Origin of the sequence: Alloalcanivorax sp. C16-2 (genome assembly GCF_046507615.1) — a bacterium.
Classification (GTDB): Bacteria; Pseudomonadota; Gammaproteobacteria; order Pseudomonadales; family Alcanivoracaceae; genus Alloalcanivorax; species Alloalcanivorax marinus_A.
Window position 1 is genome coordinate 165,954 of the sequence record NZ_JBKFTL010000002.1, and the last position, 21,520, is coordinate 187,473.

A 21,520-nucleotide genomic window follows, 5' to 3' on the forward strand; every position below is an offset into this window, starting at 1 on the left:
CGAAGCACGGCGATTGCGCGATGAACCACCGTTTTCCTAACACACATCAAGGAATCAGGCTTTTCCCGGAAACGCCCTCACGGCGCCCGGACTACAGCCATGTCATCGGCAAAAAACCCATTAACTTGAATAAAAAAAGCGGCCCGAAGGCCGCCCGAGGAGGAGGAGCAAGGAAAGCGCGAAATGCTTAATTGGTGCAGCCGCCGGCATTGGTGTAATCGCCATCCACCACGGTGTCGATCCACTGATTCATCAGCGCCGAAGCTTCGTCGTGGGCCACGCTGCGGGCGATCGGCGGCATCATCCGCTGAGGATCATTCTCGGCGGCCAGCCGGCAGGCGACGATGGAATCCGCGCTGCTGCCTGGCACCAGCACGTGCTGCCGCCCGCAGGACCCGCCACCGGTGGCGGTGGGTTTCTTGCAGACGCCATAGCCGGCATCCACGTCCCGATAATGATCCAGGTAATAGCCGGTGTTGGAGGCGGCGCCCTTGTCGTTATGGCAGTGCTGGCAGTTCACCTCCAGATAGGCGCGTACCCGCTGCTCCACATCCGCCGCCGAATGCGCCGCCGCGCCACCGTCGCCGGGCACGTTCCAACGCGGCAGGCGTTCGATATTGGTGGCCACGCCCTGGCCATCCAGTTCCAGATCCGGGGTGCCGGCCAGCAGACCCTGGTCGATCCAGTACTGGAGCTGGTTGACGCGCGGGAAACCGGCCTGGCCGGAGGTGCCCATGAAGGTGCTTTCCGGCTGGTAGGCACGATTCAGGTTGCGGGGCTTGGGCCCGATCGGCGCGCTGCCCGCCGGCCGGTCGTCGTTGCCGTGACAGGTGATGCACTGGTTGGCATTGGGCACCGAATAGCCGGCGGTCTCGCCGCTCACCACCTGGCCGGTGTTGGCGTCCCGGTAATGCCAGTGCACCGCGCGGCTGCCGCCACCGGGGGCAAAGCGCGCCACCATCTCGCCGTCCTGCTGTTCCCAGATGTAGGGCAACCCGGCCCAGAACGCCTTGCCGCTCTGGCTGGTGCGTTTGATCAGAAGGCGGGTTTCCACCAGCTCCTCGCTGCCGTTGGCTTCATCGGTGAAGGCGAAGGTCTTGGCGATCACCGTGCCCACCGGGAAGTCGATGGCGCCGTTCAGGTTGTTGCCGTCCTGGCCGTCCCGGTACACCGCCTGCTCGCCCGGCGGGATGAACGCCACCCGGTACTTGGTGGCGTAATCGGAGAACAGCTTGGTATTGAGCACGAACGGCACGCCACCTTCATGGGGCAGGCTACGCGGGTCCTCGGCGTCGGCGAACAGGTTGTATTGCGACAGCAGCGGGCAGTCCACTTCCAGGGCGGCGCGGTTGACCTCGCCCTCTTCCACCTCCTGCTCGCAGAGATGGGCAATGTATTCCTCGGTGGTGGCCGGATCGTAGTCGCCGCTGGGCTCGAACGGCGGGATCTCCACCCGGGGCAGCGGCTCCAGCACCCGGCCAAAGCGCGCCTGGCAATCATGGTCCTCGAGCCGGGTATCGGAGGGGAAGTTCAACAGGCCGCCGATGATGTCCACCAGGCCGCCCGGGGTAAGGATCGACAGATCCTGATCAAGCAGGCCCATGACCAGTTCCAGGCCATCGGTGCCATGGAAGTTCAGGTAGGGCGCGCTGTCGTCGGACAGCTCGTTATCGTGGATGCAGGAGCCCCAGGTAGGCTGCTTGCGTTCGCCCTGGTCGTCGAACTTGTAGGCGTTGTAGTGGCAGGACGGGTTGGGGTGCTCGTTGGTGTGCAGCGGCTTGCCATTCTCGTCCTGGGGCACCGGGTTGCCCTGGGCGTCCAGCGGATAGGGACAGTCCTCGTCCAGGTCATCAAGCAGGCCGTCCCAGATGATGTGCGCGCCCTTGCCCAGGTTGGCCAGGTTTTGCAGGCTGGACAGCAACTCGGTCGGGTTATTGAGCGTGGGCAGGTTCTTCAGCCCGATCAGGGTGGGCAGCACGCTTTCGATGTCGCCGGCCAGGGTTTTCTGCAAATCCGGCGGAGGCAGGTCATAGCCGGAGTTCGTCATCACGTTATCGTGGATGTGCAGCCCCTCGGTGTAGGGGTCCAGTTTTTTGTCGGCGGTGTTGCCGGGGCCGTCGATCAGCTCATAGCTGATGTACAGCACCGCCGCGGTGCTGTGGTCCTCGAACACATTGTCGAACACCTCGATGTTGTCGTAGCCCAGGGTGATGAACCCCACGCCCCGGGGCACCACGGACACCAGGCCACTGTGGGCGAAGTTGTAGGTGTTGTTGTTGCGCGCCAGGTTGTTGACCATCACCGAGGTGTCGCCGTACTGGGTGATGTTCTCCAGATCGTAGATCAGGAAGCCGCCGGTGTTGCACTCGGCCACGTTGTTGTCGTACTCGCCGCCCTGCACGTTCTCGATCTCGAAGCCCATGACGTTATAGGCGGCGCGGCTGTCGCGGATGATGGCGGTGTTGGTCTGGCCCACGTAGATGCCGGCGTCGGAGGCGCCGATGGATTCCGAGTTCTCCACCAGGATATTTTCCGACTCCACCGGATAGATGCCATAGCGGCCACTGTCGGAACTGGGCACGTAGTCCGGCGCCGGGTCGCCTTCGTTGAACGGCGGCGCGGTACAGGCCACGTTGATGCGCTGGGCATAGTTATCCTTGGTGATCACCCCGCCGCCGCCGGACCACAGGGCGCGCACGTCGCTCAGGGTGCCCCATTTCACGCCCTTGAGCTTGAAGGCATCGCCGGGGGAATCGAGGATGGTGATCCCTTCCACCACCAGGCCGCTCACGTTGAGCGCTTCCAGCCCGGTGACATTGACGCTGTCGCGGAACGACAACACCGTTTTGTCCTTGCCGCAGCCTTTCACCCGCACGTTCTCCGTGGCCTGGATCAGCAGGCCCTCGTCCAGGTCGAAATAGCCGCAGCCGAATTCCAGGGTGTCGCGGGGCTTGAGGCGGATCATGGCGTCCACCATGTCGGCGGTGGCGTCCGGGCCCGGTTCCACCCGGAAGGTGCGGCCCTCGGTGAAACGGTCCGGCACCTCTTCCTCGGGCTGATTGGGCGTGGGATCGGCGCCACCGTCGTTACCTCCCCCGCCGGAGCCCCCGCCGCCGCAGGCGGTCAACGTCAGAATGGCGGCCAGTACCCAGGCCACCGCTGAATATCTCTGAGTCTCGCTTGTCATCATCCTGCCCTCTTGCTTTTGTGTTGTCGGGTGCAGCGATTGGTACGGTTGTACGACGTTTCGGCGTGAAGTGGTGTATGGATATTGTGAAGGCTTGGTGAATGGCGGCCGGCGGCGGCGGCGCATTGCGGGGGGCTCGTCCCCCTGTCTATAGTGCCCCGGGGTGACGGGGCCCTTCTCACTCAAATAACCAGCCTCGCCACTTACTCACCGACACGGCATGCAAGGTGCCGGATACACAAAACAAAAGGCTATACATCATGACGTACTACGAGAGCCCCTTTTATCGGGTTGGGGGATACGGCATACGCTCTCAACGGTCGCGCCACGCGCCGTTGGTGGCATTGATCACCACGGCGCTGGCACTCGTCGGCTGCAGCGAGGATGACGCCGATCCACCGGTCCAGGACACGGACGCACCCACCTTGACGATGACCCCCACGAACGCGAAAACACTGCGTTTCGAGTGGGATGACAACGGCGCCGCCACCCGTTACCGCCTGCTGGTGAATCCGGACGGTGCCTCCGGCTACAGCCTGGCGGCCGGGTTCAGCGGCCCCCGGGACCGTTACGACCAGATCGTTTTTCTGCCCGACCGTCTGAACGCCGCCTACATGTTGGAAGCCTGCAACAGCCGGGGCTGCGCCAGCTCCGAGGCGGTTTACGTGAGCGGCGGCCTGAATCAGGCTATCGGCGCGCTGCGCAGGGACGACAACGCCGTGAACGGCTACTTTGGAACGGATGTGGCGCTGTCCGCTGACGGCTCCACCCTGGCGGTGGGCACCCCCGGTGACGAGGGCACGGACGGCACCGTGGCCTACGCCGGCGCCGTTCAGGTGTTCCGCCGTGACGGCGCGGACTGGAGCCGGGAGGCGGTGCTGCGCGCCGACCATCCCGGCCAGTACGACCAATTGGGCGAGGCCCTGGCGCTGAACGCGGACGGCACCGTGCTGGCGGCGGGCGCGGTCCGCGAAAGCAGCGACGCCACCGGCATCGATGGCGACGGCGCCAACGACAATGCCGCCAGCAGCGGCGCCGCCTATGTGTTCCGCCGCGACGGCGACGCCTGGCATCAGGAGGCCTACATCAAGGCCGACAACACCGATGCCGGCGATTACTTCGGCTTCGACCTGGCCCTGTCGGACAGCGGCGAGCGGCTGGCGGTGGGCGCGCCGTTCGAGGCCAGCGGCGTGGCCGGCGACGGCGACGACAACGGCGCCAGCCAGGCCGGCGCGGTCTACCTGTTCCACCTCGACAACGGCACCTGGGCCCAGGAGGCCTATCTCAAGGCGTCCAACCTGGCCGCCTCGGACTGGTTCGGCCACCAGGTGGCCCTGTCCGGCGACGGCACGGTGCTGGCCGCCAACGCCCTGCGCGAAGCCAGCGCCGCCACCGGCGTGAACCACGAACAAAACGACGACACGGCGGCCACCGCCGGCGCCGTCTATCTGTTCCGCCTGAACGGTGGCTGGAACCAGGACGCCTACATCAAGGCCTCCAACACCGAGTCCGCGGACAACTTCGGGCGCAGCCTGGCCCTGAACCGGGACGGCGACACCCTGGCGGTGGGCGCCAACCAGGAAGACAGCGACAGCGACAGCGTCGATGCCGGCCAGGCCGACAACGGCGCGCTCAGCAGCGGCGCCGCCTACGTCTTCCACCATAACGGCAGCGCCTGGGCCCAGAGCGCCTATGTAAAGGCCGCCAACAGCGATGCCGATGACGGCTTCGGTTTCCGGGTGGCCCTGGACGCCGCCGGCGAAGCCCTGGCGGTGTCCGCCCAGGGCGAACAAAGCACCGCCGCCGGTATCGACGGCAGCCAAGCGGACAACGTTTCCGATGGCGCCGGCGCGGTGTACCTGTTCCGTCTGGATGGCGGAGTCTGGGCGCAGCGCCATTACCTGAAAGCCCCGACGCCGGATTCCGACGACCGGTTCGGCCAGGGGCTAGCCCTGGCCGCCGACTGCGACACGCTGGCGGTGGGGGCGCCGAATGACGATGGCACCGGGAATGGCGCCTCGAACAGTGGGGCGGTGTTCGTTTATTGAGGAGGACGTTGGAGCCCGGCGTTTGCCGGGCTATCCCGGCTGAAGCGGTACGCCGCCCGGTCGCTCCTACGGGGGCTTCGGGATGGACCTGGTTGCTGTAGGAGCGGCTGGGCGGCACCCCGCTTCAGTCGCGATCCAGCGGTAGGGATCGCTGCTAACGCTTGGGCTTGGGCTTGGGCGCGATGTTTGTAGGAGCGGCCGGGCGGCGTTCCGGCTTCAGTCGCGATTCGGCGTGTGGGGTGGCTTCGGGCGCTTGGGCGCGCTACGCGCGCCGAGAGGGAGGGATTGATTCGCCGGCTTCGCCGTCTCACCCCTTCGGGGCGCCGCCGCTTTGCGGCGGCGTCCTGCGCCGGCCCGCCGGGCCGGCTTGTCGAACCGGAGGGTTCGAATGAAGTGCTCCCTCTCCGCCAGATACTAAAAAGCCCGGCTCAGGCCGGGCTTTTTAGTATCTGGCGGAGAGGGAGGGATTCGAACCCTCGATACGAGTAATACGTATGGTTCCTTAGCAGGGAACTGGTTTCAGCCACTCACCCACCTCTCCGGAACTTTATTGGCGCGCATCATACCAGCTTAGCTGGAAAATACAGCCCAAAAATTACACATTCTCGCTGCCGTCGCCGGTTTTTTCGTGCTGAATGCGTTGGTAGATCTCTTCCCGGTGCACGGCGACTTCCTTGGGCGCGTTAACGCCAATGCGGACCTGATTGCCCTTGACGCCGAGCACGGTGACGGTGACGTCATCGCCAACCATCAGCGTCTCGCCAACGCGGCGCGTAAGTATCAGCATGGAAAATCCCTCCTGGGTCCATCAGATTATTCAGTGAGCGCGTTATCGCACCTCGGTCGTTATCATGCGAATCCCTCACTCGCACCGGGGTACGAAGGCCGCATTATGCAGCAACGAACCGGCAAAGTCTTCCCGCCTCCGGGAATCCGGCGCCGACCGCCCTGGCGGCCGGCGCGACGGGGCCATCAGGCCGCCGGCTGGTCCAGTTCGAAGGCCTGGTGCAGCGCGCGCACGGCCAGTTCCAGATACTTCTCGGCGACCACCACGGAGACTTTAATCTCGGACGTGGAAATCATGGTGATGTTGACGCCCTCGGCGGCCAGGGTCTCGAACATCTTGCTGGCCACGCCGGCGTGGGAGCGCATGCCCACACCCACCAGGGAAATCTTGGCGATCTTGTCGTCACCGATGATTTCCGGGTTGCCCAGTTCCTCGGCGGCCTTCTTGAGGGCCTCCTTGGCCTTGGCGAAATCGTTGCGGTGCACGGTGAAGGTGAAGTCCGTGGCGCCGTCGGCGCCCACGTTCTGCACAATCATGTCCACCTCGATGTTGGCGTCGCTCACCGGGCCGAGAATCTTGAAGGCGATGCCCGGGGTGTCCGGGGCACCGCGCACGGTGATCTTTGCTTCATCACGGGTAAAAGCAATGCCAGAGATAACCGGCTTTTCCATATCCACCTCGTCGTCGACGGTAATGAGGGTGCCCGGGCCCTCCTGAAAACTGGACAGTACGCGCAGCGGCACATTGTATTTGCCGGCGAATTCCACCGAACGGATCTGCAACACCTTGGAACCGAGGCTGGCCATTTCCAGCATTTCCTCGAAGGTGATCTTGTCCAGACGGCGGGCGTTGTCGACCACCCGGGGATCAGTGGTGTAGACGCCGTCCACGTCGGTGTAGATCTGGCATTCATCGGCCTTCAGCGCGGCGGCCAGGGCCACGGCGGTAGTGTCGGAGCCACCCCGTCCCAGGGTGGTGATGTTGCCGTCGTCGTCGATGCCCTGGAAACCGGCGACCACCACCACGCGACCGGCATTCAGGTCGCCGCGCATCTTGTTCTCGTCGATGTCCTCGATGCGGGCCTTGGAGTGGCTGTGATCGGTGCGGATCGGCACCTGCCAGCCAGTGTAGGAACGGGCGTCGACGCCGCGCTGGTGCAGCGCCATGGACAACAGAGCAATGGTGACCTGCTCGCCGGTGGACACCAGCACGTCCATTTCCCGGGTGCTGGGATTGTCGGAAACACCATTGGCCAGCTCGATCAGGCGGTTGGTTTCGCCGCTCATGGCGGAGACCACCACGACCACCTGATCCCCCCGTTCCTGGAAGCGCGCCACCCGTTCGGCGACGGCCTGGATGCGTTCGACGGTACCAACCGAGGTGCCGCCGTATTTCTGAACGATGAGTGCCATAAATGACTTTTTCTGCAAAAAGGGGCGCGAAAGGATAGCATTTTCGCGCCGGGGTTTCATGTGAAGGGGCGGAGGATCGCGGTGGAACCACCGCTCCTACCGGGTTAAAGGCACCGCAGGAGCGGTGGTCCGACCGCGATTCCGCGCGCCGCGATGGGTTTTCAGAGCCGCTCTTCCACCCAGCCGTACACACCTTCCAGAGCCGCGGGCAGAGCCGCCGCGTCGGTGCCGCCGCCCTGGGCCATGTCCGGGCGACCGCCGCCCTTGCCGCCCACCTGTTCGGCCACGTGCTTCATCAGGTCGCCGGCCTTGACCCGGTCGGTAAGGTCCTTGGTGACGCCGGCCACCAGGGCCACCTTATCGCCGTCGGCGGCGGCCAGCAGGATCACCGCCGATCCCAGCTTGTCCTTCACCTTGTCCATGGTCACGCGCAGGGTCTTGGCGTCGGCGCCATCCACCTTGATGGCGAGCACCTTGACACCGTTCACCTCGCGGGCCTCGGCGGTGAGATCGCCACCGGCGCCGGAGGCCAGTTTCTGCTTCAGGCGGTCCACTTCCTTTTCCAGCTCGCGCAGGCGGCGGACCTGGGCGGCCACCCGCTCGGCGGCCAGCTCCGGGCTGCTCTTCACGGTGGCGGCGATTTCACCCAGGGCCCGCTCCTGGTCGCGCACGGCCGCCAGGGCGTACTCGCCGGTGACCGCCTCGATGCGGCGCACGCCGGCGGCGGCGGAGGTTTCCAGGGTGATCTTGAACAGGCCGATATCACCGGTGCGTTGTACGTGGGTACCGCCGCACAGTTCCTTGGAGAAGCCGTCGGTGCCCATGGTCAGCACCCGCACCTCGTCCGCGTACTTCTCGCCGAACAGGGCCATGGCGCCGGCTTTGCGGGCGGCGTCCATGTCCATCAGCTCGGTGGTGACGGCGGCGTTGGCCAGAATCTGTCGGTTGACCAGGGTCTCGATCTCGTCGCGCTGCTCGGCGCTGAGCGCCTCGCCGTGGGAGAAATCGAAGCGCAGGTAGTCCGGCGCCACCAGGGAGCCTTTCTGCTGCACATGCTCGCCGAGCACCTGGCGCAGGGCGGCGTGCAACAGGTGGGTGGCGGAGTGATGGCGCATGATGGCGCGGCGCCGCTCCAGGTCCACATAGGCGTCCACCTTGTCGCCCACCTTGAGGCTGCCCTCGCGCACCGTGCCGATGTGGATGTGCGCCTGGCCACGCTTGCGGGTATCTTCCACGTCGAAGCGACCGTCGGCGCCGGCCAGCACGCCACGGTCGCCCACCTGGCCGCCGGATTCGGCGTAGAACGGCGTGCGCTTGAGCACCACCATGCCGGTGTCGCCGGCTTCCAGGCGGTCCACGGCGGCACCGTCCCGATACAGGCCTTCCACTTCCGCCTGATCCTCATGCTTCTCGTAGCCGGAGAAATCAGTGACTGAATCGATGCTGAGGCGGTCGCCGTAGTCGTTGCCGAAGGCACCGGCGCCCCGGGCCCGTTCGCGCTGGGCTTCCATTTCCTTCTCGAAGCCGTCCATGTCCACGCCCAGGCCGCGCTCGCGGGCCACGTCGGCGGTCAGATCCGGCGGGAAGCCGTGGGTGTCGTAGAGTTGAAACACCACCTGCCCCGGCAGGGTGTCGCCGTCCAGCTCGGCCATGGCGCCTTCCAGCACCTTCATCCCGGCGGCCAGGGTGCGACCGAACTGCTCTTCCTCGGCGAGCAGCGCCCTCTCCACCCGGGCCTGCTCCCGGGCCAGTTCGGGATAGGCGTCGCCCATCTCGTCCACCAGGGCCCGGACCAGGGTGTGGAAGAATGGCTTGTCCTGGCCCAGCTTGTGGCCATGGCGCAGGGCGCGACGGATGATGCGGCGCAGTACATAGCCACGACCCTCGTTGGAGGGCACCACGCCGTCGGTGATCAGGAAACCGGCGGAACGGATGTGGTCGGCGATCACGCGCAGGGATTTCTCTTCCAGATCGTCGCAACCGGTGGCCCCGGCCGCCGCCTTGAGCAGGTTCTGGAACAGATCGATCTCGTAGTTGGAGTGCACCCCCTGCTTCACCGCGGCGATGCGCTCCAGGCCCATGCCGGTATCCACGCTGGGCTTGGGCAGCGGCAGCAGCTCGCCGTCGTCCTGGCGGTCGTATTGCATGAACACCAGGTTCCAGATTTCGATGTAGCGATCCAGATCGCCATCCTCGGAGCCGGGCGGGCCGCCGGGCACGTCCGGGCCGTGGTCATAGAAGATCTCGGAGCTGGGGCCACAGGGGCCGGTGTCGCCCATCTGCCAGAAGTTGTCCTCGTCCAGGCGCGAGAAGCGCTCGGCGCTGACACCCATCTCCTTGAGCCAGATATCGGCGGCCTCGTCGTCGGACACATGCACGGTAACCCACAGACGCTCCGCCGGCAGACCCAGCTCCCCGGTGAGGAATTCCCAGGCGAAGCGGATCGCGTCGCGCTTGAAGTAATCGCCGAAGCTGAAGTTGCCCAGCATCTCGAAGAAGGTGTGGTGGCGGGCGGTGTAGCCCACGTTTTCCAGGTCGTTGTGCTTACCGCCGGCGCGCACGCAGCGCTGGGCGCTGGTGGCGCGGGTGTAGTCCCGCTTCTCGCGGCCCAGGAACACATCCTTGAACTGGTTCATCCCCGCGTTGGTGAACAACAGGGTCGGGTCGTTCTCCGGCACCAGGGAGGACGACGGCACCTTGGCGTGGCCCTGGCGGGCGAAGTAATCGAGAAAGGCCTGGCGAATCTCAGCGCTCTTCATACGGAACAAACACTTACCGGAAATTGGGGAACGGCAGTATAGCGTTGTCCCGGGATCGTTGCGATGGGCGATGGGGCTGGCCACGGATAAGCCAAAGTCATGGCACGGCGACGGAATAATCGTTTGTCGGCGCTGGCCCGGACTGTCTGAATTCCAGCATGTCATTCACACCCGGAGGCCCCATGCCAGCATGCTCACCCCTGATTTCCGACACCGAGGTAGCGCGTTACCAGGAAGACGGAGCCGTGCACCTGCCCGGCCTGTTCAGCGACTGGGTGGAACCGCTGCGCGATGCGGTGCGGCGCAACCTGGAGCAGCCGGGCCCGCTCGGTACCCGCTATGGGAAAAGCAGCCATGCGGGAACCTTCCATGGGGACCGCTATATGTGGACCTTCGACGCTGGATTCCACGACTATGTCCTGAACGGCCCGGGCGGCGCGATCGCGGCGCGGCTGATGGGGGCCACCCGAACGCGACTGTTCTATGATCATTTACTGGTCAAGGAGCCCGGTTCCGAGGCGCCCACGCCCTGGCATCAGGACCTGCCTTACTGGTGTGTACGCGGTGACCAGCTGTGCTCGCTGTGGGTGGCGCTGGACCCGGTGGACCGGGATGGCGGCATGCTGCGCTTCGTGCGCGGCTCACACCGCTGGCCGACGCATTTTCGGGCGCCGGATTTCCAGTTCAAGACCGATTACGCCTCCGAGCTTGCCCCGTTACCGGACATTGACGCCGACCCGGAGCGCTACCCGGTGCTGACCTGGGAGCATGTGGAGCCCGGCGACTGCATAGCCTTTCACGCCATGGCCGTGCATGGCGCCAGCGGCAACCGCCATGGCAAGCGCCGGCGCCGGGTAATCTCCACTCGCTGGATGGGGGATGACGTGACGTACCGGGAGCACCCGAACGTGACCCGGCCAATCCGCGATCCGGGTCTGCGCGATGGCGACCCGATGGACTCGGACCTGTTTCCCGTGGTGTGGCCGGCGGCGGACTGACGTCCGACCGCCGTGACGGAGCCGCTCAACGGGCGAAAAGCTGGTCAATATCCTTGAAGCACTTGAACTCCAGCGCGTTACCACAGGGATCGTAAAGGAACATGGTGCCCTGCTCGCCGACCTGCCCGGCAAAGCGGATACAGGGCTCGATCTCGAAACGTACGCCCTGTTCGCGCAACCGGGCCGCCAGTGTCTCCCAGCCCTCCCAGCTCAACACCACGCCGAAATGCGGCACCGGCACGTCATGATCGCCCACGCCGCTGGTGGCCGCCGGATGGGCGGGCGCCGGCGCCTGGTAATGGATCACCAGTTGGTGGCCGAAAAAATCGAAATCCACCCAATGATCGCTGCTGCGACCCTCCGAGCACCCGAAGACGGTGCCATAGAAATGGCGCGCGAGGGCCAGGTCGTGCACCGGGATCGCCAAATGAAAAGGTTGCAGTGCCATAACGTTTCCTTTTTTGGTGGTTCTTAAGGGGCGGCTCAGAAGGTGCTCACATAGGGGAAGCGGCGACGCTGCCACACGTCCGGGTCCACCAAGGCGGAAGGGCGGCGCCCACTCAGGCCATTGAGCACATGGTCCGCGCATTGCAACGCGGTTTTCAGCAGGGCCTCCTGACTGGACCCGGCCATGTGCGGGGTAAACACCACGTTATCCAGCCCCGCCAGCGGCGAATCCGGCGCCATCGGTTCCTGATCGAGCACATCCAGCCCCGCCGCGAACAGGCGTTTGTCGCGAAGTGCTTGTGCCAGGGCCTGCTCGTCGATCAACCCGCCCCGGGAGGTGTTGATCACCACCGCCGAGGGCGGCAGCAGCGCCAGATTCTCGCGATTCAGGGTGTGCCGGGTGTCGTCGCGCAGGGGGCGGTGCAGGGTCACCACATCGACGCCGTCCAGTGCACTGGCCAGGGTCGAGTGGTATTCCACGCCATAGGCTCGGACTTCATCCGGGTCGGCGCTGGGCGAGAACACCCGCACCCGCATGCCAAACTCACGGGCCATGGCGATCACCAGCTTGCCGACATGACCGAAGCCGATCACCGCCAGGGTCTTCTCATACACCGAGTGGATCGGCTGGTCATAGCGGAAACGGGTGTCGGCGGCGCGCGTGGCCTCATCGGCGGGCACCACCCGACGCAGAGCGGCGAGCATCAGCATGATGGTGTGCTCGGCCACCGAGCGGACATTGCTGGTCGGCGTATAGGCCACCGGAATACCGAGCCGGTGGGCATGGGCCACATCCACCGCATTGGTGCCGGTACCATGGTTGGCGATGATCGCCAGGCGTGGCGCCAAATCCATGGCCGCGGCCGGCAGCGCGTCACGGACGATGATCGCATCCACGTCGGTCAGTTCGTTGGCGATGGTCTCCAGGCGAGGGCTGGAGGCGGCGCGCACGGTAACGCCGCCCTGCTCCAGTTTCTCGGTGGCCACCGGGTGGATCGGTTCAGCGATCAGGCAAACGGGCATCACCGGCTCCTAGGCGCTGAACGCGGCGGAAGTGCCGGTGGGCAGATGCCCGGCGGCACGCATATCAGTATCCGACCAGGACATGCCATGGGCCAGTTCCCGGGATGCGGCCAGCTCCGCCGCCCGGCCCTGGGTATGGTCGGTAAGCGGCCGTTCGCGCCGTTGCCACAAGGCCAGCCCCTCCTCCACGGTATCGCTTTCCTCCATCGCCACCGCCAGGCCCAGCGCGTTCATCATCGCGCAGCCGGCGCCCTGCGCCAGGGTCGGGGGCATGGCGTGGGCGGAATCGCCCACCACGGCCACCTTGCCGATAGCCCATTCCTTCAAAACGGTTTTTTCGTAGAGATCGTAACGCCCCCGATCACCCAGACTCTCGAGAGCCGGACGCAGGCCCGGGAAAGCCTCCACCCAGGGGGTGGGGTTAACCGGAATGGCCGCCGCTTCGTGGTCGTCAAGCCCCGCCATCATCGCCATGTACAAGGTGTCCTCGCTACACGGCGTATAGAGAATGCGCAGGGTTCGCCCATCCTCGCCCTTGTGCCAGAAATCGATCACGTTGTCCCAATCACCCCCCTTGAGCGGTCCGCGCGGCGCCAGCACCCGGGTCAGGCCGTCGTGATAGCGCTGCCGCTCCAAGGGGATATCCAGGGAGTCGCGCACCTTTGATTTGACGCCGTCGGCGCCGATCACCAGATCAGCTTCGAACCAGCGACCGCCGGCCACCTTCAAGCGCCCTTCCGGGTCCGCCGCCACCACCTGCGAACGGGTAACGATCTCGATGTCGTGGCGCCGGGCCGAGTCCAGCATGGCCTCATAAAGATGTTGTCGGGTCATGGTCAGCAAACGGCGATAGCCCGGCTGGTTGATACGCTGGTAGGAAAGCCGCTCTCCGTTGGTGCGCGTTTCGTACGCCGGTGCCGCGAAGGCACCATCGAGCACCTGTTGGTAGGCGCCCAGGGAATCGAGCACGTGCAGACCATTGTCCCAAATATAGATGCCGGCACCGAACGCACGCAGTTCCGGGCTGCTTTCGTGCACCCGTACCGACCAGCCGCGCTGTTTCAGGGCGATGGCGCTGGCCAGGCCGGCGAAGCCCGCGCCGGCGATTTCCGCGTGTCTTGTTTCACTCATGATCGTTTTCTCCTTGGGTCTTCGGGGGTGAGCGATGTTTTCAGGTGCCTACCCGCATCGGGGCGGTCATCTGTCGCAATACGGCAAGCACGCTCTGTGCCGTGATCCGCCCGGTCTTCGGATTACTGGTGGGGATGTTCTCAATGGTCATGGAGAACAAAGCGCTGTCTGAAACCACCGTAATGGTATGGGTGTTGCGTTGAATGGTCGGGTCCGCCCAGATCTCCAGTTGGGTCTGGTCAACACCGATGCCCGCCAGCGACAGGGAAATCGCCACGTTCAGATTGGCGGGAAAGCCGGTGGCCGCCTCGCGGGCCTTGCCGGAAAACAGGCGTTTGGGAACGTCTATCCCTTCTATATCGATGCCATTGGCGACCAGGAATGGCGCCCCGCGAAATCCCTCCACGGGCTTGCGCGACACCATTTTCACCGACTCTATGCGGCCCTCGGCCGCGGCTTTGACCGCATCCAGCCCCAACAAGGCACCGGTGGGTACGATAATCCGCGCACCGTGCCGATCGGCCAGTTCGATCAGGTCCATATTGTCGAGCATGGCCCCGGAACTGAGTACCACCAGCTTCTTACCGGCACGCAGTACCGGCTCGGCCAGGCGCCGCATCAACGCGGATGGCGCGCACTCGATGACCACGTCACAGTGGGGTTCCAACTGATCGATGCCCACCACCGGCACGTCCAGCCCCGCTTCCCGCAGCCAGTCTCGGGCCGCTTCCACGTTACGCGCCGACACCGCGCTCAGCGCCACGCCAGGGACCCTTCCATTCAGGGCGGTCGCCACGTCCCGTCCCACGGTTCCCAACCCGGCGATTCCCACTCTGATCACACCGGCGTGGTTGTTCAATGTCATATCGGCTCTCCGCCCTGAATGATTCATGGAGCGGATGGTGACGAAACAGGGCGGCTTCGAACAAACGACTTTTTTCCCCGCCATGCATTCATTCAAGTCATCCGTCATGCCTGATTAAGACTCATGCATCAGGGCCCGATTAATCATTTGCCGCCCATGATTCTGTGCCCATATCTTGCATAAAAATCATCCAGGCCCTGTGGCCGTTCCCTGCAACGGAGTGAACCAGCATGTCCAGTAAAGAAGGTTTTAAACTCGATCGTCGTACTTTTTTGAAAGGCGCGGCCGCGGCCGGCGCCGTGGCGATGGCGCCCGCGGTGCTCGCCAAAAAAACACGAAACATCAAGTTTACTCTCCCCTGGCTACCGCAGGGCGCCACCGCCTATGCCTACGTGGCACAGGATCAGGGCATGTTCAAAAAACGGGGAATCGAAGCGGAAGTAACACGCGGGCATGGCTCGCTGGCGGCCGCGCAGTCGATCGCCAACAAGCAGTTCGACTTTGGTTTGGTTTCCGCTAGCTCAACCATCCTTTCCGCCGCCACCGGCCTGCCGTTGGTGGCCCTGGGCACCACCAACTATGAAGCCTATCTGGGCGCGCTGGTAAGAGCCGACTCACCCATCAAGACCGCCAAGGACCTGGTCGGGAAACGCATGGGCGGCGTGCCTTCATCAGTGGAGTTTCCGCTTTGGGAGGCCTTCGCGCTGAAGGCCGGGATTAAACCGGAGGATGTGGAAATCGTTCAGGCCGATCCGCGCATCCTTGAGCGGCTGCTGGTGGAGCGTAAAGTGGACGCTTCTTACTGTGTCACCAGCAGCTCCTACGCGGTGGCGAAGGGTCTCGGTGTGGAGACCCGCGCCATGCTGTTGAGTGATTACGGCATGTCGTTCTACTCCAACAACATCGTGACCCGCCCGGAAGTTCTGGAAAGCGACCCACAATTGTGCGAAGACGTTTGCGACGCCCTGCTGGAGGCCCTTGCCTTCACCGCCCGGGACCCGCAAAAAGCCGCCGACATTCTGCTCGAAAAACAACCTCAACTGGCGCTGAGCGAAGCGGGCAAGGAAAACGTACGCCTGAGCATGGGCTTCATGTTGGCATCACTGCCCTATCCTGAAGCCATGGATCACGCCCTGGGCTATAGCGATCTGGACCGCGTCGCCGAGATGACCGATCTGATCATGCAATACGCGGCACCGGAATCCGCCAAACGTCCTGATCCCGAGGTGCTGTTCACCAACCGTTTCATCGGCTCCACCACCCTCAGTGCCGGGGAGTGGAAGCAGGTCAAGGATTACAGTGCCGCCTTCCCGGCGATGCTGTCCGGAGGCGCGGCATGACAGCCAAAGCCAAGCACCTGGATCTCTGGCAGGTCAGCAAGACCTACCAAAGTGCCCAAGGGCCAGTGGAGGCGGTCAGTGACGTCACCTTGTCCATCGAGGAGGGAGATTTTGTCTCCATCCTCGGCCCTAGTGGCTGTGGAAAATCCACCTTGATGATGATGCTTGCCGGTCTGGAAAGTATCACCGACGGCGTCGTGGTCGAACACGGCAGACAGGTGACCGGCCCACGGGAAGACGTGGGCCTGATCTTCCAGGACGCCACCCTGCTCCCCTGGCTGTCGGTATTGGACAATGTCCTGTTCCCGGTGAAAATACTGAAAAAACCAAGAAACGAATATCTACGACGCGCGCATGACCTGCTCGCCATGGTAGGCCTTTCGAAGTTCGAGAATCACCGCCCCTCGCAGCTATCCGGTGGTATGCGCCAGCGGGTGTCAATCTGCCGCGCCCTGATTCTTGATCCCCCGCTGTTGATGATGGATGAACCGTTCAGCGCCCTGGATGCCATCACCCGTGACGAAATGAATCTTGCCCTGCTCGATATCTGGCAGAGGAACCCGAAGACCGGCGTATTCATCACCCACAGCATTCGTGAGGCGGTTCTGCTCTCCGATCGGGTGTTGGTGATGGGCGGCCGCCCTTCCAAAGTGGTGTGTGATATCAAAATTCCGTTCGGTCGACCACGGCCCGACGATATCGCGGAAAGCCCGGCATTCAACAAGCTGTGTGGCGAACTCAAACAATACATTCAAAGCGGGCATAAGCGCACGGAGGATGTCTCCACATGAGAATCGGAAAAACCAACGGCTACCATTCCACCGTGCCCTGCACGCCCCGAGGCAGTGCGCGCGCGACTGTTCCGTCGGCGCATGCCCGAGCGCAACGACCATCAAGGCCCACATTGACCCCCGCGCAGGTACAACTTCTTCAACGCGTACTCATGCCGCTGATGGTGGTCACGGTGTTCCTGGGCGGCTGGGAGTTCACGGTCCATCATATGGACATTCCACGCAGTTTGCTGCCCGCGCCCAGTTATGTGTACGAACGCATGCGCACCACCTTCTCGCCTTTGATGACCAATGCCTGGCCAACCACCCTGGAAACCATGGTCAGCTTTCTCATCGCCACCGTCGGAGGCGTGGTACTGGCACTGGCATTGACATCATCGACGTTGATGAACGCCTCCTTTTACCCGATCGTCGTGTTCTTCCAACTGATCCCCAAAATCGCGCTGGCTCCTCTGTTCGTCGTCTGGATGGGGATCGGAAGCACTACTCGTATCGAGTTCGCCGCCTTCATGGCGTTTTTTCCCGTGGTGATTTCGACGATGGCCGGTTTACGCGCCACGCCAGGCGACGCCCTGCGCCTTTGTCAGGGACTGACCGCGACGCCATGGCAGGTTTTTTTCCTGGTACGCCTTCCCTATGCCGTGCCGTATATTTTCAGCGGCATGAAAATCGCTATTACCCTGGCCATGATTGGCGTCATCGTCGCTGAATTCATCAGCGCCGAACGAGGGCTGGGCTATCTGATCGTATTCGCGTCGTCACAAGCCGATACCGCGCTGATTCTGGCCGCGATTCTGATTCTCTGTGCTATTGGTCTGGTGTTGTACGGCCTGGTCGCGTTAGGCGAGTGGCTAGCCATGCGTCGTTACTGTTGAACGTCTTCCAGATCATCCGGGGCCACCGCCAGATCACGCGTTTTTTCGTTATCGGCCTCGGCCAGAAGCCAGTTGCAAAAAGTGCGCACCGCGTATTCGTTGCGATTTTCTTCCCGGGTCAGCAAATAGTAGGAACCCGCGCTTTCCACATCGCCCTTCAAAGGCTGCACAAGATCCATGCCTTCCAGGCAGTTGTTGAGGATCACGGAAGGGATCAGGGCCACGCCCTTGCAGTTCAGGGCGGCACGAATGGTCATGAAGAAATGGCCATAGGTAATGGCATCGGTTTTCTCGGTCAGGGTGACATCGTGAGCGGCCAGCCAGTCCGGCCAGGCGTATTCGCGGCTGGCATTATGAATCAGCCGATACTTAAGCAGGTCCCGCGCTTCATTGATGGCCGCGCCCTGGGACAACAGCTTGCTCGACAGTACCGGCACCAGAAGATCGGGAAACAGGTACTCAGCCGTCACGCCTTTCCAATTGGTGACCATGTCCATTTCCACGCGTGGCAAATGCTTGTCACGCAGCACGCCGGGAGGCGACCCCACGCGAATCGCCACATCGATTTCCCGAGCGTCGAAGTTAACCGGCTCAATGGAAGAAATCATGCGCACTTCGATGTCCGGGTAGGTTTCGCTGAAGCTACCAAGGCGAGGCATCAGCCAATTGGCACCCAGCGTCGGCATGACGCTGAGGGTAAGCGAGGCTTTTCGGTCCGGCTGCATGACATCCCGCGTGGCCTTCTCGATCTCGGCCAAAGCATGATGCACGGCACGGAAATATTCCTCTCCCGCCGGTGTCAGCTCCACGCGGCGAGTCAGGCGGTCGAACATTCGCTGGCCCAGATAATCTTCCAGGGAGCGGACATGACGGCTCACCGCGCTCTGCGTCAAGCACAACTCGTCAGCCGCGTGGGTAAAGGAAAGGTGCCGTGCGGCCGCTTCAAAAGCGCGCAACGAAAGCAAAGGTGGGTAACGGACCGGCATGATCGACTCCTGGCTGATCGCCGTTCGAGACATACATGAACATAACTCATGGGTGTAGCCGCGACAAATCGTTTGTCCACCCCAACCACGTTTTCTATAACCGTAGTTGGCAAATTGACTCGGAGCCTTCTCTCTCCGGTATCGTGAGGAAAAAACTATGGCAAAGGTGATTCTCGGCGTGGGCTCATCCCACAGCCCCACTCTCTTGATGGAACCGCCCGCCTGGTTGGCGCGCGCGGGGCAGGACGATGTACACATTCATGCCCTGCATGACTTCGAAGGTGCCCGGGTCAGCTATGAGGAGCTGCTCGCCAAGGCCAGCCCGGCGATTCTCAAGGAAATCGAGATGGATGTTCTTTGGAAGCGCCATGAAGCAAACCAGAAAGCCGTGGCGGAGATAAGGACCATCCTTGGCGAAGCTAAGCCGGATGTGATTCTGGTCATCGGAGATGATCATAAGGAAGTATTCCAGGACGACAATATGCCGGCGCTGTCCGTGTACTGGGGCGAAACATTGCCCTATAAGCCGCAGGGCATGATGAAATGGAAGTATGACCAGGATCTTCGTGCCACGGACTGGTATCCGCAGGAAGAGCGGGAATACCCGGTTGCCTCGAAGCTGGCCCGTTCGTTGATCGAATCGCTTATGCAACGCGATTTCGACGTGGCCCATTCACGCCACTATCAACCTGAACAGGGCATGAGTCACTCATTCGGGTATGTGTACTACAAGATGATCGAAGGCGATCCGATTCCCATCGTTCCGGTAAGCATCAACACCTATTATCCGCCCAACCAGATCACCCCGGCTCGCGCCTATAATCTGGGTGGCGCGATTCGCGAGATTATCGAGGGCTGGCCCGCGGATCTGCGCGTGGCGGTGATCGCGACAGGCGGCTTGAGCCATTTCGTGGTCGACGAGGATTTTGATCGCCGCTTCCTGGATATCATGGCCACCGGCACCCTGGAAGACCATGCCTCCTTACCGAGAGAGAAACTCCAATCAGGTAACTCCGAGTTCCGTTGCTGGTCGGCTCTGGCCGGCGCCGTCCAGGGTATGAAGATGGATCTGATCGATTATGTGCCCTGCTATCGCAGCCCCGCCGGCACCGGCTGTGCCATGGCTTTCGCGGTGTGGCACTAATGTGGGTGGAGGCCGACCAGGCGCATCTCTACTACGAGTATCATGACGAGGCACCAAGCCGGGACACCCTGGTATTTCTGCACGGCGTGGGCGGCAATCACGCCAGCTGGTTCCACCAGGTCGCCCACTGGCGCTCGCGTTACCGGCTGTTAATCGCCGACGCGCGAGGCTTCGGCCGTTCCACCGACCCCGGCCGGTTGGGGCGGGACCGTTTCGTCGAGGACCTGGAGACGATTCTCGACCACGCCGGGGTGGAACGCGCCGTGCTGGTGGCGCAATCCATGGGGGGAGGGACCGCCGTGACCTTTACCTGCCGGTACCCGGAACGGGTCCGTGGTCTGGTACTGGTGGATACTCTGTTCGGCTTCGAACTGCCCGCGGCTCAGGCACAACGGATGCAAGCGCTCAGCGACCGCAACGCGCAACGGTCACAAATCGAGCGAGTACTGGGCCGTACCTTTATCGAAAAACATCCCGACCAGGTCGCGCTGTACAGCGCCATCGCATCCTTCAACATCACCAATGTGCGCACCCTGAGCGGTCACCAACAACAGCATTCACCCGCCGCCCTCGCCGCCACCGGCGTTCCCATCCTGCTGGTAGCGGGCGATGAGGATGTGCTGTTCCCCGCCCGGGAAATCGCCTTACTTCATGAGCAAATAGCCGGCTCCGGTTTTCATTGTTTCTCCGGCGTCGGGCATTCACCCTATTTTGAAGCGCCGGACCGGTTCAACCGGCTACTGGATGACTGGTGGCGTAATGAAGGGGTCCTGTCATGACTGACCCGCTGCGCATTGCTCTGATTGGTGAGGGGGCCATGGGCGCCACCCATGCGGACACCCTGGCCCGTCTCGATGGCGCACGCATCACCCTGTTGGTGGCCAAGAAGCCGCGACGGGGTAGCGAGCTGGCCCGGCGGCACGGGATCGATGAAGTCACAACCCACTATGAGACCATCCTGACCCGCCGCGACCTGGACGCGGTAATTCTCGCCTCACCATCCACCCTTCATGCCAAGCAGGCATTGCAGGCAATAAATGCCGGCCTGCCCTGCCTGGTGGAAATTCCGGCGGCGCTCAATTTTGAAGACTGCAAGGCTCTGGCGGCCGCACAGCGCCGCGCCGGCGTGCCACTGATGGTCGCGCATAGCCGCCGTTTTTCGCCAGCACACAGGATATTGCGCGAACACCTGCAAAATGGCCGCTTTCATCTTCAGCACCTGGTATCGGAGACCTATTTCTTCCGCCGCGAAAACCTCAACATGTTCGGTGAACCCCGGGACTGGACCGATAACCTCCTATGGCACCATGCCTGTCACAGCATCGATCTGTTCACATGGCTGCTGGAGGGCCATGAATTCGATGTGTGGGGACAATGCGGACCACCGCATTCGCAACTTGGGATTCCCATGGACATGACCGTGGGAATGCGCTCGCTCACGGGCGGGCAACTGGCATCCATGGCGCTGTCATTCAACAATCGCGGTCCCTTCGGTGGTTTCTACCGCTACATCGGAGAGGAACAAACCTACCGGGTATTTCGCAATACGTTGACCGATAGCGAAGACAGAACCCTGACCGACAACGGCGATGCTTTCCTGGAGCAGGACCGGGCTTTCCTGAAGGCGGTTCGTGACGGTGACACTCCCGAAAGCAGCATTCACTCGGTGCTGCCGGCCATGAGCTTGCTACAACGTTTGCAGACCATCATGAGTGGCCAACGCTGAT

At 63.0% G+C, this 21,520-nt stretch carries 17 protein-coding genes and 1 tRNA gene; 8 read left to right on the forward strand and 10 right to left on the reverse strand.

Annotated features, from left to right (window positions below):
- Positions 1 to 187: 187 nt before the first annotated feature.
- On the reverse strand, positions 188 to 3,187 hold the full coding sequence (locus ACLD02_RS11005; RefSeq protein WP_410298708.1) for a parallel beta-helix domain-containing protein: 3,000 nt from the start codon (positions 3,185 to 3,187) through the stop codon (positions 188 to 190).
- Positions 3,188 to 3,525: 338 nt separating this feature from the next.
- Here ACLD02_RS11005 and ACLD02_RS11010 point away from each other — a divergent pair, with 338 nt between their 5' ends.
- Entirely contained in the window at positions 3,526 to 5,235 is a 1,710-nt protein-coding gene (locus ACLD02_RS11010; RefSeq protein ID WP_410298709.1) for a hypothetical protein, read from the forward strand.
- 450 nt (positions 5,236 to 5,685) lie between these two features.
- Here ACLD02_RS11010 and ACLD02_RS11015 read toward each other — a convergent pair.
- From ACLD02_RS11015 to alaS, 4 genes are all read right to left on the reverse strand, one after another.
- Positions 5,686 to 5,776, reverse strand: a tRNA-Ser gene (locus ACLD02_RS11015).
- Between the two features lie 54 nt (positions 5,777 to 5,830).
- Complete coding sequence (gene csrA, locus ACLD02_RS11020) at positions 5,831 to 6,022, reverse strand: carbon storage regulator CsrA (protein WP_161384976.1); 192 nt, start codon at positions 6,020 to 6,022, stop codon at positions 5,831 to 5,833.
- 185 nt (positions 6,023 to 6,207) lie between these two features.
- Positions 6,208 to 7,434: an aspartate kinase gene (locus tag ACLD02_RS11025; protein WP_203102175.1), complete on the reverse strand. Its 1,227-nt coding sequence runs from the start codon at positions 7,432 to 7,434 to the stop codon at positions 6,208 to 6,210.
- Positions 7,435 to 7,595: 161 nt separating this feature from the next.
- Positions 7,596 to 10,193: an alanine--tRNA ligase gene (gene alaS, locus ACLD02_RS11030; RefSeq protein WP_410298710.1), complete on the reverse strand. Its 2,598-nt coding sequence runs from the start codon at positions 10,191 to 10,193 to the stop codon at positions 7,596 to 7,598.
- Between the two features lie 182 nt (positions 10,194 to 10,375).
- Between alaS and ACLD02_RS11035 the strand changes: the two genes are divergently transcribed.
- Entirely contained in the window at positions 10,376 to 11,191 is an 816-nt protein-coding gene (locus ACLD02_RS11035; RefSeq protein WP_410298711.1) for a phytanoyl-CoA dioxygenase family protein, read from the forward strand.
- A gap of 25 nt (positions 11,192 to 11,216) precedes the next feature.
- On the opposite strand, the gene ACLD02_RS11040 is transcribed toward ACLD02_RS11035, so the two are convergent.
- Genes ACLD02_RS11040 through ACLD02_RS11055 form a run of 4 tightly spaced genes read right to left on the reverse strand, consistent with a single transcriptional unit; the run spans position 11,217 to position 14,657 of the window.
- A complete protein-coding gene (locus tag ACLD02_RS11040) occupies positions 11,217 to 11,639 on the reverse strand; it encodes a VOC family protein (protein ID WP_203102169.1) in 423 nt (140 codons plus the stop codon).
- Positions 11,640 to 11,674: 35 nt separating this feature from the next.
- Positions 11,675 to 12,661 (reverse strand): hydroxyacid dehydrogenase, encoded by a 987-nt coding sequence (locus tag ACLD02_RS11045; protein ID WP_410298712.1) that lies wholly within the window; start codon positions 12,659 to 12,661, stop codon positions 11,675 to 11,677.
- Between the two features lie 9 nt (positions 12,662 to 12,670).
- Positions 12,671 to 13,792, reverse strand: a complete 1,122-nt coding sequence (locus ACLD02_RS11050; RefSeq protein WP_410298713.1) for an FAD-dependent oxidoreductase — start codon at positions 13,790 to 13,792, stop codon at positions 12,671 to 12,673.
- Positions 13,793 to 13,832: 40 nt separating this feature from the next.
- A complete protein-coding gene (locus tag ACLD02_RS11055; protein WP_203102148.1) occupies positions 13,833 to 14,657 on the reverse strand; it encodes an aspartate dehydrogenase in 825 nt (274 codons plus the stop codon).
- Between the two features lie 230 nt (positions 14,658 to 14,887).
- Here ACLD02_RS11055 and ACLD02_RS11060 point away from each other — a divergent pair, with 230 nt between their 5' ends.
- From ACLD02_RS11060 to ACLD02_RS11070, 3 genes are read left to right on the forward strand one after another with little or no spacing between them, the layout of a single operon-like run.
- On the forward strand, positions 14,888 to 15,997 hold the full coding sequence (locus tag ACLD02_RS11060) for an ABC transporter substrate-binding protein (protein ID WP_410298714.1): 1,110 nt from the start codon (positions 14,888 to 14,890) through the stop codon (positions 15,995 to 15,997).
- Complete coding sequence (locus tag ACLD02_RS11065) at positions 15,994 to 16,788, forward strand: ABC transporter ATP-binding protein (RefSeq protein WP_410298715.1); 795 nt, start codon at positions 15,994 to 15,996, stop codon at positions 16,786 to 16,788. The genes ACLD02_RS11060 and ACLD02_RS11065 overlap by 4 nt, the downstream gene beginning before the upstream one ends.
- Positions 16,785 to 17,663 (forward strand): ABC transporter permease, encoded by an 879-nt coding sequence (locus ACLD02_RS11070; RefSeq protein WP_410298716.1) that lies wholly within the window; start codon positions 16,785 to 16,787, stop codon positions 17,661 to 17,663. The genes ACLD02_RS11065 and ACLD02_RS11070 overlap by 4 nt, the downstream gene beginning before the upstream one ends.
- Here the strand turns inward: ACLD02_RS11070 and ACLD02_RS11075 are convergent.
- Positions 17,654 to 18,907 (reverse strand): LysR substrate-binding domain-containing protein, encoded by a 1,254-nt coding sequence (locus ACLD02_RS11075; protein WP_410298717.1) that lies wholly within the window; start codon positions 18,905 to 18,907, stop codon positions 17,654 to 17,656. The two genes, ACLD02_RS11070 and ACLD02_RS11075, sit on opposite strands and share 10 nt — an antisense overlap.
- On the opposite strand from ACLD02_RS11075, the gene ACLD02_RS11080 reads away from it, so the two are divergent.
- The 3 genes from ACLD02_RS11080 to ACLD02_RS11090 are packed head-to-tail and all read left to right on the forward strand — an operon-like array spanning position 18,807 to position 21,519.
- On the forward strand, positions 18,807 to 19,793 hold the full coding sequence (locus ACLD02_RS11080; protein WP_410298718.1) for a hypothetical protein: 987 nt from the start codon (positions 18,807 to 18,809) through the stop codon (positions 19,791 to 19,793). The two genes, ACLD02_RS11075 and ACLD02_RS11080, sit on opposite strands and share 101 nt — an antisense overlap.
- On the forward strand, positions 19,793 to 20,572 hold the full coding sequence (locus tag ACLD02_RS11085; protein ID WP_203102142.1) for an alpha/beta fold hydrolase: 780 nt from the start codon (positions 19,793 to 19,795) through the stop codon (positions 20,570 to 20,572). Before ACLD02_RS11080 ends, ACLD02_RS11085 begins: the two co-directional genes overlap by 1 nt.
- Positions 20,569 to 21,519 carry a Gfo/Idh/MocA family oxidoreductase gene (locus ACLD02_RS11090; protein ID WP_410298719.1) on the forward strand — a complete coding sequence of 317 codons (951 nt, stop codon included), beginning with the start codon at positions 20,569 to 20,571 and terminating at the stop codon, positions 21,517 to 21,519. The genes ACLD02_RS11085 and ACLD02_RS11090 overlap by 4 nt, the downstream gene beginning before the upstream one ends.
- Position 21,520: the final 1 nt, after the last annotated feature.

Coding starts and splice junctions, on each gene's coding strand:
- ACLD02_RS11090 (WP_410298719.1), top strand. CDS start 20,569: ATGACTGACCCGCTGCGCATTGCTCTGATTGGTGAGGGGGCCATGGGC.
- ACLD02_RS11085 (WP_203102142.1), top strand. CDS start 19,793: ATGTGGGTGGAGGCCGACCAGGCGCATCTCTACTACGAGTATCATGAC.
- ACLD02_RS11075 (WP_410298717.1), bottom strand. CDS start 18,907: ATGTGTACATCGTCCTGCCCCGCGCGCGCCAACCAGGCGGGCGGTTCC.
- ACLD02_RS11070 (WP_410298716.1), top strand. CDS start 16,785: ATGAGAATCGGAAAAACCAACGGCTACCATTCCACCGTGCCCTGCACG.
- csrA (WP_161384976.1), bottom strand. CDS start 6,022: ATGCTGATACTTACGCGCCGCGTTGGCGAGACGCTGATGGTTGGCGAT.
- ACLD02_RS11005 (WP_410298708.1), bottom strand. CDS start 3,187: ATGACAAGCGAGACTCAGAGATATTCAGCGGTGGCCTGGGTACTGGCC.
- ACLD02_RS11045 (WP_410298712.1), bottom strand. CDS start 12,661: ATGCCCGTTTGCCTGATCGCTGAACCGATCCACCCGGTGGCCACCGAG.
- ACLD02_RS11050 (WP_410298713.1), bottom strand. CDS start 13,792: ATGAGTGAAACAAGACACGCGGAAATCGCCGGCGCGGGCTTCGCCGGC.
- ACLD02_RS11055 (WP_203102148.1), bottom strand. CDS start 14,657: ATGACATTGAACAACCACGCCGGTGTGATCAGAGTGGGAATCGCCGGG.
- ACLD02_RS11060 (WP_410298714.1), top strand. CDS start 14,888: ATGTCCAGTAAAGAAGGTTTTAAACTCGATCGTCGTACTTTTTTGAAA.
- ACLD02_RS11080 (WP_410298718.1), top strand. CDS start 18,807: ATGGCAAAGGTGATTCTCGGCGTGGGCTCATCCCACAGCCCCACTCTC.
- ACLD02_RS11035 (WP_410298711.1), top strand. CDS start 10,376: ATGCCAGCATGCTCACCCCTGATTTCCGACACCGAGGTAGCGCGTTAC.
- ACLD02_RS11025 (WP_203102175.1), bottom strand. CDS start 7,434: ATGGCACTCATCGTTCAGAAATACGGCGGCACCTCGGTTGGTACCGTC.
- ACLD02_RS11065 (WP_410298715.1), top strand. CDS start 15,994: ATGACAGCCAAAGCCAAGCACCTGGATCTCTGGCAGGTCAGCAAGACC.
- alaS (WP_410298710.1), bottom strand. CDS start 10,193: ATGAAGAGCGCTGAGATTCGCCAGGCCTTTCTCGATTACTTCGCCCGC.
- ACLD02_RS11040 (WP_203102169.1), bottom strand. CDS start 11,639: ATGGCACTGCAACCTTTTCATTTGGCGATCCCGGTGCACGACCTGGCC.